Source organism: Serratia sp. root2 (assembly GCF_031931805.1).
GTDB classification, from domain to species: domain Bacteria; phylum Pseudomonadota; class Gammaproteobacteria; order Enterobacterales; family Enterobacteriaceae; genus Serratia; species Serratia inhibens.
In genome coordinates, this window is sequence record NZ_JAUJXB010000001.1 from 2,052,591 (window position 1) to 2,064,888 (window position 12,298).

Sequence of the window (12,298 nt, forward strand, 5' to 3'; positions counted from 1 at the left end):
GGTTTAGGTTACAGGGGTAAAATTTTACCCGATATAGTTCGATACTGCTATGACAAATATGACAAAAAGCAATAACGTCGCGGCAGCTTATTGCTGCGGCAACGCTAACACTTCGTGTGCATAAGTCAGCGCACGCTGGATGACTTCGTCGATCGACATGCTGGTTGAATCCAGCACGAGGGCGTCGGAAGCCGGCACCAGTGGCGCGATAGGCCGATTACGGTCACGGTCATCCCGTTCCTTTATCTCGGCTAAAAGACGTTCAAAGTTAACATTAAAGCCCTTTTCCTGCAACTGTAGCATGCGGCGGTGCGCACGCTCCTCCGAACTGGCATCCAGGAAAATCTTAACCGGTGCATCAGGAAATACCACCGTACCCATATCGCGGCCATCGGCAATCAAACCCGGGGCCTCGCGAAATGCACGCTGACGGCGCAGCAAAGCTTCACGCACGCGCGGAAAAGCCGCCGCCTGCGAAGCGGTATTACCGACTGTTTCAGTGCGGATCTCATTACTGACGTCCTCACCTTCCAAAATGACCTGCAGTTTGCCGCCTTGGGCAACAAAGCGAACGTCGAGATGTGCGGCCAGCGGAACCAGCGCCTCCTCAGAGGTGATATCGACCTGATGATGCAGCGCCGCCAACGCCAGCACGCGGTAAATCGCACCGGAATCCAGCAAACGCCAACCAAGGGATTCGGCCAACGCCTTACACAGTGTGCCTTTGCCTGCGCCACTTGGTCCATCAACGGTTATCACCGGGGCTGTAGCCGTCATTTCTCTCTCCTTCGGGTAGTAAACCTCACAGGGACATAATCTGCCGTCAGCACAACGCGAAAGCATAATTAAAAACGCCCCTGCCGCCCGCCCAGTCGGGGCAGGTACGGTGGCGTATTATACGCTGCCAAGAGACGAACTGTTACCCTGGAACTGTCTGGTTGTTGAAAATAAGCTCGTAACCGCAGAAAAGTATAGAAGACGTCTCGGTGCCAGGGCGTTAAAAACGATAAAGGCCCGGTTAAGGGCCTTGAAAATAAATCATCTGACTGCCGGTTATGCCAATTGGCTGATGCGCGCCAACTGCTCAAAATAGTCCGGGAAGGTTTTCGCCGTGCATTTCGGATCGAGAATGGTCACCGGAGTATCCGACAACGCCACCAGCGAGAAACACATCGCCATACGGTGGTCGTTGTAGGTACCGATATCGGCAAACTTCAGCTTCGCCGGCGGTATCACGTGAATATAGTCCTCACCTTCATCCACTTCCGCACCTACTTTGCGCAATTCAGTTGCCATAGCAGCCAAGCGATCGGTCTCTTTCACCCGCCAATTATAGATATTGCGGATAGTGGTCGGTCCTTCGGCAAACAAGGCCGCGGTGGCAATAGTCATTGCCGCGTCCGGAATATGATTCATATCCATATCAATGCCGTGCAGCTCACCGCGGCTACATTCGATAAAGTCATCGCCCCAGGTAATGCGCGCGCCCATTTTCTCCAGCACATCGGCAAATTTGGTGTCGCCCTGAACGCTTTTCTTGCCGATTCCGGTCACTCGTACAGTGCCGCCTTTAATCGCCGCCGCAGCCAGGAAGTAAGACGCGGAGGATGCATCACCTTCTACCAGGTAATCTCCCGGTGAACGGTAGGTTTGGCGGCCTTGAATATGGAACACGCGGTAATTGTCATGGCTGACCTCTACGCCGAAGGTACGCATCAGGTGCAACGTGATGTCAATGTACGGTTTAGAAACCAATTCGCCCTTGATATGGATATTAGTGTCCTGATCGGCCAACGGCGCGGTCATCAGCAGCGCGGTCAGGAACTGGCTGGAAACGCTGCCGTCGACGGTCACGTCACCGCCATGAAAACCGCCGCGCAGGCGTAATGGTGGGTAATCGGTCTGTTCCAGATAATCAATTTGCGCGCCGCCCTGGCGCAAAGCATCCACCAGATGGCCAATCGGCCGCTCCTTCATGCGGGGTTCACCGGTCAACACCACATCGCCGCTACCCAGACACAACGCTGCAGCCAGCGGGCGCATCGCTGTACCGGCATTGCCGAGGAACAGCTCAAGCGGCTCGCGGGCCACCAGCGGGCCGGCAACACCCTCGACTTTACAAGTGGTACGATCGTCGGACAGCTGATAACTCACGCCCAACGCCTGCAGTGCATTCAGCATATGGCGCACGTCGTCGCTGTCCAGCAGGTTGGTTAACGTGGTCGTTCCCTCCGCCAGCGCAGCCAGCAGCAGAGCACGGTTGGATACGCTCTTGGAACCGGGTAAGTTGACGGTGCCATTGACCAGGGCGACCGGTTGTAACGTCAGGGAATCCACCATGTGAACAAAACTCTCCAAAATCTGATAAACGAAACGGCCCCGGGAAAATGCCGGAGCCGCTTTAATGCAAAAGGACAACAGCGAAAGCTGCCCGCGTAAAGCAGGCTGCCAGGCTTAACCGTGACGACGTTCGAAGTCGATCATAAAATCGGTTAATGTCCGCACGCCGGCCAGCGGCATCGCATTGTAAATAGAAGCACGCATGCCGCCAACCACCCGGTGACCTTTCAGCGCCTGCAGGCCGATGGCTTCCGCTTCGCTGAGGAACACTTTGTCCAGCGCCGAGTCAGCCAATTGGAAGGGTACGTTCATCCAGGATCGATTGGCATGCGCCACGCGGCTGCGGTAGAAATCAGAATTATCGATGGTTGCGTACAGCAACTCGGCCTTGGCCTGATTGCGCTTGTGCATCTCCAGCAGGCCACCCTGCTCCTTGAGCCATTTGAATACCAGGCCGGACAAGTACCAGGCGAAGGTCGGCGGCGTATTGAACATGGAATCGTTCTCGGCCAGCACGGTGTAATCGAGAATCGACGGCACTTCTCGACGCGCTTTACCCAGCAGATCGTCACGTACGATAACCAGCGTCAGGCCTGCCGGCCCAATGTTTTTCTGCGCGCCGGCGTAAATCACGCCAAAGCGGCTGACGTCCAGCGGGCCGGACAAAATGGTGGAGGAGTAATCGCCGATCACCACTTTGTCGCCAAAGTCCGGCGTCTCATTGATAGCGATGCCGTCGATGGTTTCATTCGGGCAGTAATGCACATAAGCCGCATCGTCGTTCAACTGCCACTCTTTCATCGGTTTGATACCGAGCAGGCCGTCAACGGTGGTTTTCACATCAATGGTATTTGGCGTGCAGTATTTCTCCGCTTCCTTGATGGCGCTGTGTGCCCAGTAACCACCATCGATATAGTCCGCAGTGGTGTTGTCACCCAGTAAATTCAGCGGCAGTGCGGCAAACTGCGCACGGGCGCCGCCATGGCAGAACAGCACTTTGTAGTTGGAGGGGATCTTAAGCAGATCGCGCAGATCCTGTTCGGATTGCTGGGCAACTTCGATGAACTCTTTACTGCGATGGCTGATTTCCATCACCGAGGTGCCGAGACCGTGCCAGTTGCACAGTTCCTGTTCAGCACGACGCAACACTTCTACCGGCAGCATTGCCGGGCCAGAGCTAAAATTATAAACCTGAGTCATTTCCCCTCACCACATTCACTATTCGCCAATGAGACTGGCCAACCGAAATACGCCCAAAGTTAACTGTCGAGTTAACCAACCCATCGGTTTTATCACTCACGTAACGCTGCTGCAATGCTTATTCGCCCGCGGGCGGCAAACTACCGCAAGACGGAATAACAGGCTCTGCCGTCACTGTGTTTTTTTGTGCGATAAAACGCTGCGTCATCGGAGAATTCAGTGGGTTAACACGGTGTTTTATGCTGTATTCAGCTAACCCGACTGTGGGACAAGGCCGCAATCCACCGACCGTTGCCGCAACGCGGGCAAATATGTTGCTGCAAATCCGCCAGAGGCGCTATCAGGCTGCAGACGCTACAGGCATAATCCCCTGCGGCTTCGGCCTGCGGCAGACTCTTAACGCACTGCACCGGCAAAACGGGCAAACCGGGGTGCACCTCGTCATCCGCGTAAAAATAGACCGAAATGGCACCGTTCACCTCAAGGATAGCCAAGCGCACCTGGCCGAGATGCTCCACACCCGCCAGTCGCAACTCCATAAAGAACTCGTCATGGGTGATGTTCTCCCGTTGCAGCGTGTCCCAATCGAAAATGCCCTGGCTTACCAAAATCAGCGGTTTGCCCTCCATCCAGGTCTGGAGTGTGTCAAAACGGTCCATCAACCAGGTAGCAAGCCGATACAACACCATGATGGAAATAAAAACCGCCAGCACCGGCAACAAAGGGACATCGTGGTAAAACGCCACGTCCCCCGCCGCCGAACCGAGAGTCAAAATGATCAGCACCTCAAACAATGACATCTGCCGCACGCCACGGCGGCCGGTCATTTTGAGAAAAATAAACACCAGCACAAAGGTGAACAAGCACCGTGCCGCAACCTCAGCCAAAAATGCCGGAGTGGTTTCATCCAATGCCATCCGCTGGAGGTCAAATGCGTGCATAAATCGATCCTCAGTAAAATGATTGCCTACAGCTTAGCCCGGCTACAGAAAACGGGGAGCGATACCCCCCCGTCGATCACGACTCAATACTGATTAAACATCTGCTGGATTTGTCTGGCGTCTTTGGTCTGAGTCAGCGCCAACTGCAGCAGGATCCGTGCTTTTTGCGGGTTCAGCGTGCCAGAGGCGACAAAACCGAATTTAGCGTCATCCACTTCCGCGTCTTCCGTGGTGGAACCGGTCGGCACTCTTGAAGAGCGCACCACGGCCACGCCGTTATGTGCGGCGGTCGCCAGCGTATCAAACACCGTTTTGTACAGATTTCCGTTACCGACCCCAGCACTGACGATACCCTGGCAACCTTCGGCGATCAGCGCCTTGGCCGGCGCATCGGAAGCGTTGGCATAGTTATAGACGATGCCGACCTTGGGCAGGTCGGTCAGGCTGGATACGTCAAATGGGGTGTCGGTAGTATGCTTGCGCTGCGGTGAACGCTGATAGTCAACCTTGCCGTTATGGATATAACCGAGCGGGCCGAAATTGGGCGACTGGAAGGTCTGCACCGAGGTGGTGTTGGTTTTGGTCACATCGCGCGCATCAAGTACGCTGTCGTTCATCGCTACCAGTACCCCACGTTTGGCCGATTGCGGATCCGCCGCCGTCACTACGGCGTTATACAGATTGAACGGGCCGTCGGCGCTCATCGCCGTCGCCGGACGCATCGCGCCGACAATCACCACCGGCTTGTCGCATTTGACCGTCAGATCGAGAAAATAGGCGGTTTCCTCCAGCGTGTCGGTCCCATGGGTGATCACAAAACCATCCGTTTTCCCGCAGTCAGCGTTGATTTTCTTCACCAGTTTCAACCACACCTCATCGTTCATGTCCTGCGAACCGATGTTCACTACCTGTTCACCCTGCACATTGGCGACGTTTTTCAGCTCCGGCACCGCATTCACCAGCGCATCGACGCCCAGTTTGCCCGCCGTATAGTTAGATTTTGTCGCCGATTCGCCGCCGCCGGCAATGGTGCCGCCAGTCGCCAGCAGGGTGATGGAGGGCAATGCCAGCGCAGAATCGCTAGCGCCTGCCAGGAGTAGCGCCACAACGCTGAGTTTCACTGATTTCATTAGGTTTCTCCTTGATAGATAACCCGCTGAATTATGGCCCTTATCCTCAAAAAAACTGTGACTTTGCCACCGCTTTAGGAATACATGGAGCTTGGGCGTAAAACCCCGTATCATTGCGCGTTTTTAGTACGCTCAAAAAGTGAAGACAATGACGCAAACTTTTATCCCTGGCAAAGACGCCGCGCTGGAAGATTCCATCGCCCGTTTCCAACAGAAATTAAGCGATCTGGGTTTTAATATCGAAGAAGCCTCCTGGCTGAACCCGGTACCGCACGTATGGTCGGTTCATATCCGCGATCGCGATTGCCCGCTGTGCTTCACCAACGGTAAAGGCGCCAGCCAAAAAGCCGCGCTGGCTTCCGCTTTGGGCGAATACTTCGAGCGCCTTTCCACCAACTATTTCTTCGCCGACTTCTACCTGGGCAAGCACATTGCCGAAGGCGATTTCGTGCATTATCCGAACGAGAAATGGTTCCCGATCCCGGCCGATGATTCGCTGCCGGAAGGCATTCTCGACGAGCGCCTGCATGCGTTCTACGATCCGGAGCAGGAACTGACCGCCGGCGATCTGATCGATCTGCAATCCGGCAACGGCGAACGCGGTATCTGCGCCCTGCCGTTCTCCCGTCAGTCAGACCAGCAGACGGTCTATATCCCGATGAACATCATCGGCAACCTGTACGTGTCCAACGGCATGTCCGCCGGTAACACCGCGAACGAAGCCCGCGTACAAGGCCTTTCCGAAGTCTTCGAGCGTTATGTGAAAAACCGCATTATCGCCGAATCCATCAGCCTGCCGGAGATCCCGGCCGAAGTATTGAACCGCTATCCGGGCGTGGTGGAAGCTATTGCCCGCCTGGAGCAGGAAGGCTTCCCGATCCTGTCCTATGACGCCTCATTGGGCGGCAACTATCCGGTAATCTGCGTAGTGCTGTTCAACCCGGCCAACGGCACCTGTTTCGCCTCGTTCGGCGCTCATCCTGACTTCGGCGTGGCGCTTGAGCGTACCGTGACTGAACTGCTGCAGGGTCGCAGTCTGAAGGATCTGGACGTGTTCACCGCGCCAACCTTCGATGACGAAGAAGTGGCCGAACACACCAATCTGGAAACCCACTTTATCGATTCCAGCGGTTTGATCTCCTGGGACATGTTCAAGCAGGATGCGGATTACCCGTTTGTCGACTGGAACTTCAGCGGCAGCACGCAGGAAGAATTCGCCACGCTGATGAGCATTTTCGACAAAGAAGGCGCAGAAGTGTACATCGCCGACTACGAGCACCTGGACGTGTACGCCTGCCGTATCATCGTGCCCGGGATGTCCGACATCTATCCGGCGGAAGATCTGCTGCTGGCCAATAACAGCATGGGCGCGCACCTGCGTGATACCCTGCTGGCGCTGCCGGGCAGCGAGTGGGAACCGCAAGAATATCTGGCGCTGATTGAGCGCCTGGACGACGAAGGCCTGGACGATTTCACCCGCGTACGCGAACTGCTGGGCATTGCCTCCGGTAAAGACAACGCCTGGCATACCCTGCGCGTGGGCGAGCTGAAATCCATGCTGGCACTGGCGGGCGGCGATATGGATCAGGCTCTGATCTGGACGGAATGGACCCAGGACTTTAACGGCTCGGTGTTAAGCCCGGCGCGCAGCAATTACTACCGCTGCCTGCAAACCCTGCTGCTGCTGACGCAGGAACCTGAGCGCGATCCGGCTCAGTACTACGGTGCCTTCGTGAAAATGTACGGTCAGGAAGCGGTCGATGCCGCCTCTGCGGCCATCAGCGGCGAAGAGCGCTTTAACGGCTTGTTCGCTGTCGACAGCGATCTGAAGGCGTTACCGGCACATCAGGCGCTGCTGGCGGCCTACGAAAAACTGCAAAACGCCAAGCGCCGCTACTGGACGCAGGCATAACGGCAGTCTTAATGCGCCGGCAACTCGTTTGCCGGCGCCACTCCTAAAGGGGTAGAGCGCTGGATGCTGCCGCCATAAACGCAGCAAAAAATAACCAGATATTATTTTGACGGTTAAATCATCGTTTTCTCTTTTTATTTTTTCCGGCTAATTACGCACTTATCAACAAACAAGATGAACAAAACGTTAATTGTTGCAGGTTGGTGAAATAATAATTAACCGATAAGTCATCTTTAGCCGTCAAAAATAGACAATACCCGTAAATATTTAACCTTTATTAAGGGTATTCACCCCACCTATTCAAAATTATTTGCAAACATTAAAAAATAGTTTTTACTTAAAAATCAAACAATTAATGTAATTAACCATGCGATTTATCTGGCTTTACACCTCTCTAGTTCCCCGCCTTATGATCCAAATCAATTTTTACCCTATACTGCTTTGCTAGTATCTCATTGCGTTGTTTTAACCCTTAAGAGAGAGAGTTAGTGTGAAAGCTGACAACCCCTTCGATCTGATATTACCTGCGGCAACGGCGAAAATCGCTGAAGATGCAGGCGTGTATAAAGCCACCAAGCACCCGCTGAAAACTTTTTATTTGGCGATCACTGCCGGCGTCTTTATTTCCATCGCATTCGTGTTTTATATCACTGCGACTACCGGCACTGCCGGTGTGCCTTTCGGCCTGGCAAAACTGGTCGGCGGCATCTGTTTCTCTCTGGGGTTAATGCTGGTTGTGGTCTCAGGTGCAGACCTGTTCACCTCCACCGTGCTGATTGTGATTGCCAAGGCCAGCGGCCGCATCAGTTGGTGCCAATTGGCAGCCAATTGGTTGAACGTCTATATCGGTAACCTGATTGGCGCGTTGTTCTTTGTGGCACTCATCTGGTTTTCCGGTGAACACATGGTCGCCAACGGCCAGTGGGGCCTGAACGTCCTGCAAACCGCTGACCACAAGCTGCACCACACTTTTATCGAGGCTGTCTGCCTCGGCATTCTGGCTAACCTGATGGTCTGCCTGGCCGTGTGGATGAGCTATTCCGGCCGCAGCCTGATGGACAAAATGTTCGCCATGATCCTGCCGGTCGGCATGTTTGTCGCCAGCGGTTTCGAACACAGCATCGCCAACATGTTTATGATCCCTATGGGTATCGTGGTTAAACACTTCGCCACACCAGAATTCTGGCAAGCCGTAGGGGCAGCACCCGAGCAATTTGCTCATCTGACCGTAAGCAACTTCATCATCGACAACCTGATCCCAGTCACCATTGGCAATATCATTGGCGGCGGCCTGCTGGTTGGGTTGACTTACTGGGTAATTTATCTGCGTGGTGGCGAACAGCAGCATTAAGCTGCCAGTTACCGTGCGCCGAGTTAGAAATCCACAATTAAAGGTAGGTGTATAATGACCGAACTTAACGAGAAGTTAGCCAAAGCTTGGGAAGGTTTCAGCAAAGGTGACTGGCAGAATGAAGTCAACGTTCGTGACTTCATCCAGAAAAACTACACTCCTTACGAGGGTGATGAATCCTTCCTGGCCGGCGCAACTCAGGCCACCTCCACCCTGTGGGACAAGGTTATGGAAGGGATCAAACTGGAGAACCGCACCCATGCGCCGGTTGATTTCGACACCAACGTTGTCGCGACCATCACTTCCCATGACGCAGGCTACATTGCCAAAGAGCTGGAAACCATCGTTGGCTTGCAGACCGACGAGCCACTGAAACGCGCCCTGATCCCGTTCGGCGGCATCAAAATGGTTGAAGGTTCTTGCAAGGTTTATGGCCGTGAACTGGATCCACAGCTGAAAAAAGTCTTCACCGACTACCGTAAGACCCACAATCAGGGCGTATTCGACGTTTACACCAAAGACATCCTGAACTGCCGCAAATCCGGCGTGCTGACCGGTCTGCCGGATGCTTACGGTCGTGGCCGTATTATCGGCGACTACCGCCGCGTTGCGCTGTACGGTATCGACTTCCTGATGGCCGACAAGCTGAACCAGTTCAAATCTTTGCAGAACAAGCTCGAAAACGGCGAAGATCTGGAAATGACCATTCAGCTGCGTGAAGAAATCGCTGAACAACACCGCGCTCTGGCCCAGATTAAAGAAATGGCCGCCAAATACGGCTGCGATATCTCCGGCCCAGCGACTACCGCGCAAGAAGCCGTGCAGTGGACCTACTTCGGTTACCTGGCCGCGGTGAAATCCCAGAACGGCGCAGCAATGTCCTTCGGCCGCGTGTCCACCTTCCTTGACGTGTTCATCGAACGCGATATAAAAGCAGGCAAGCTGAGCGAAGAACAAGCGCAGGAATTGATTGACCACCTGGTAATGAAACTGCGTATGGTGCGCTTCCTGCGTACCCCTGAGTATGATGAGCTGTTCTCCGGCGACCCAATCTGGGCGACTGAATCCCTGGCGGGCATGGGCGTTGACGGCCGTACGCTGGTCACCAAAAACAGCTTCCGTTTCCTGAACACCCTGTACACCATGGGGCCGTCTCCGGAACCGAACATGACCATCCTGTGGTCTGAAAAACTGCCGTTGAACTTCAAAAAATACGCGGCGAAAGTGTCTATCGACACCTCCTCCGTACAGTACGAAAACGACGATCTGATGCGCCCTGACTTCAACAACGATGACTACGCCATCGCCTGTTGCGTCAGCCCGATGATTGTCGGCAAGCAAATGCAGTTCTTCGGCGCCCGTGCCAACCTGGCGAAAACCATGTTGTACGCCATCAACGGCGGCGTTGATGAAAAACTGAAAATTCAGGTAGGCCCGAAAGAAGCGCCAATGATGGACGACGTGCTGGACTATGACAAAGTCATGGAACGCATGGATCACTTTATGGACTGGCTGGCCAAGCAGTACGTAACCGCGCTGAACATCATTCACTACATGCATGACAAGTACAGCTATGAAGCTGCGCTGATGGCCCTGCACGACCGTGACGTTTACCGCACCATGGCCTGCGGCATCGCCGGCCTGTCGGTCGCGGCTGACTCCCTGTCCGCCATCAAATACGCCAAAGTCTCCACCATCCGCGATGAAGACGGCCTGGCGACCGACTTCAAAATCGAAGGTGAATACCCGCAGTTCGGTAACAACGATGCCCGCGTTGATGACATCGCCTGTGACCTGGTAGAACGTTTCATGAAGAAAATTCAGAAACTGCGTACCTACCGTAATGCGGTACCGACCCAGTCCGTGCTGACCATCACTTCTAACGTGGTCTACGGCAAGAAAACCGGTAACACTCCAGATGGCCGCCGTGCAGGCGCGCCGTTCGGTCCTGGTGCCAACCCGATGCACGGCCGCGATCAGAAAGGCGCTGTAGCATCCCTGACCTCCGTAGCCAAACTGCCGTTTGCCTACGCGAAAGACGGGATCTCCTATACCTTCTCCATCGTGCCAAATGCGTTGGGTAAAGATGATGACGTGCGTAAAGCCAACCTGGCGGGCCTGATGGACGGTTACTTCCATCACGAAGCCTCCATCGAAGGCGGCCAGCACCTGAACGTCAACGTGATGAACCGTGAAATGCTGCTGGAAGCGATGGAAAACCCTGAGAAATACCCTCAGCTGACTATCCGCGTATCCGGTTATGCCGTACGTTTCAACTCGCTGACCAAAGAACAACAGCAAGACGTGATTACCCGTACTTTCACCCAGTCGATGTAATTGCCCCATCCGGGCGGGGTTTCCCGCCCGGTGGTCAAGCTGAATACCGGGGCCGGATCTTTCCGGCCTTTTTAACAAACGCAGTTCCCCTGACTCATCGCGAGTCTGTTTTGCCAGACAGCTATACTGAATGAAAGTGATGGATATCCGGCAAAACAGTTATCCGGTGTAATAATCGGCCAACAGGAATCGTTCCACCCCAGTCGTCGGACCTATCCGGTTGCTGCATCGCTGATCCCTGACCGTCGGTTATGAGCCTACTTTTAGACTGCGTTTGACAGTCAATATTGGAGAACCCCCTGCAATGTCAGTGAAAGGCCGCATCCACTCCTTCGAATCCTGTGGCACCGTTGACGGTCCCGGGATCCGCTTTATCGTTTTCTTCCAGGGTTGCCTGATGCGCTGCCTGTATTGCCATAACCGCGATACCTGGGACACCCATGGCGGAAAAGAAGTCACCGTGGAAGAGCTGATGAAAGACACCGTCGCTTATCGCCACTTCATGAACGCATCCGGCGGTGGCGTGACGGCCTCCGGCGGCGAAGCCATTTTGCAGGCCGAGTTTGTCCGCGACTGGTTCCGTGCCTGCCAGCAGGAAGGTATCAATACCTGCCTGGATACCAATGGTTTTGTACGACGTTACGATCCGGTGATCGACGAGCTGCTGGACGCCACCGATCTGGTGATGCTGGATCTGAAACAGATGAACGACGACATTCATCAAAATCTGGTCGGCGTCTCCAACCACCGCACGCTGGACTTCGCCCGTTATCTGGCGAAACGCAATCAGCGCACCTGGATCCGGTATGTGGTGGTGCCCGGCTGGTCAGACGATGACAAATCAACGCACATGCTGGGTGAGTTCACCAAAGACATGACCAACATCGAGAAAATCGAGTTGCTGCCCTATCACGAACTCGGCAAGCATAAATGGGTAGCGATGGGAGAAGAGTACAAGCTGGACGGCGTCCATCCACCCAAGGCGGACACAATGGATCGCGTCAAAGGTATTCTGGAAAGTTATGGCCATAAAGTGATTTATTGATCTTTTTGGCGAGATCAAAAAACCGGCGCAATGGCCGGTTTT

At 54.4% G+C, this 12,298-nt stretch carries 9 protein-coding genes; 4 read left to right on the plus strand and 5 right to left on the minus strand.

Annotated elements, in window-relative coordinates; genetic code table 11:
• Positions 1–87: 87 nt before the first annotated feature.
• From cmk to ansB, 5 genes are all read right to left on the minus strand, one after another.
• Complete coding sequence (gene cmk / locus QZQ97_RS09435; RefSeq protein WP_126481629.1) at positions 88–777, minus strand: (d)CMP kinase; 690 nt, start codon at positions 775–777, stop codon at positions 88–90.
• A 276-nt stretch (positions 778–1,053) separates the two neighbouring features.
• The gene (aroA, locus tag QZQ97_RS09440) at positions 1,054–2,340 is read right to left on the minus strand and encodes a 3-phosphoshikimate 1-carboxyvinyltransferase (RefSeq protein ID WP_311993212.1); all 1,287 of its coding nucleotides are present in this window, start codon (positions 2,338–2,340) and stop codon (positions 1,054–1,056) included.
• A 114-nt stretch (positions 2,341–2,454) separates the two neighbouring features.
• A complete protein-coding gene (serC, locus tag QZQ97_RS09445) occupies positions 2,455–3,540 on the minus strand; it encodes a 3-phosphoserine/phosphohydroxythreonine transaminase (RefSeq protein ID WP_311993214.1) in 1,086 nt (361 codons plus the stop codon).
• Positions 3,541–3,788: 248 nt separating this feature from the next.
• Entirely contained in the window at positions 3,789–4,481 is a 693-nt protein-coding gene (locus QZQ97_RS09450) for a DUF421 domain-containing protein (protein WP_311993215.1), read from the minus strand.
• Between the two features lie 83 nt (positions 4,482–4,564).
• On the minus strand, positions 4,565–5,611 hold the full coding sequence (gene ansB / locus QZQ97_RS09455) for an L-asparaginase 2 (RefSeq protein ID WP_311993216.1): 1,047 nt from the start codon (positions 5,609–5,611) through the stop codon (positions 4,565–4,567).
• 148 nt (positions 5,612–5,759) lie between these two features.
• Between ansB and ycaO the strand changes: the two genes are divergently transcribed.
• From ycaO to pflA, 4 genes are all read left to right on the plus strand, one after another.
• The gene (ycaO, locus tag QZQ97_RS09460; RefSeq protein ID WP_311993217.1) at positions 5,760–7,523 is read left to right on the plus strand and encodes a 30S ribosomal protein S12 methylthiotransferase accessory factor YcaO; all 1,764 of its coding nucleotides are present in this window, start codon (positions 5,760–5,762) and stop codon (positions 7,521–7,523) included.
• 490 nt (positions 7,524–8,013) lie between these two features.
• The gene (focA, locus tag QZQ97_RS09465; RefSeq protein ID WP_006320825.1) at positions 8,014–8,874 is read left to right on the plus strand and encodes a formate transporter FocA; all 861 of its coding nucleotides are present in this window, start codon (positions 8,014–8,016) and stop codon (positions 8,872–8,874) included.
• A gap of 54 nt (positions 8,875–8,928) precedes the next feature.
• On the plus strand, positions 8,929–11,211 hold the full coding sequence (gene pflB / locus QZQ97_RS09470; protein ID WP_311993218.1) for a formate C-acetyltransferase: 2,283 nt from the start codon (positions 8,929–8,931) through the stop codon (positions 11,209–11,211).
• Positions 11,212–11,515: 304 nt separating this feature from the next.
• Positions 11,516–12,256: a pyruvate formate lyase 1-activating protein gene (pflA, locus tag QZQ97_RS09475; RefSeq protein WP_004942624.1), complete on the plus strand. Its 741-nt coding sequence runs from the start codon at positions 11,516–11,518 to the stop codon at positions 12,254–12,256.
• The last annotated feature ends 42 nt before the right edge of the window (positions 12,257–12,298 follow it).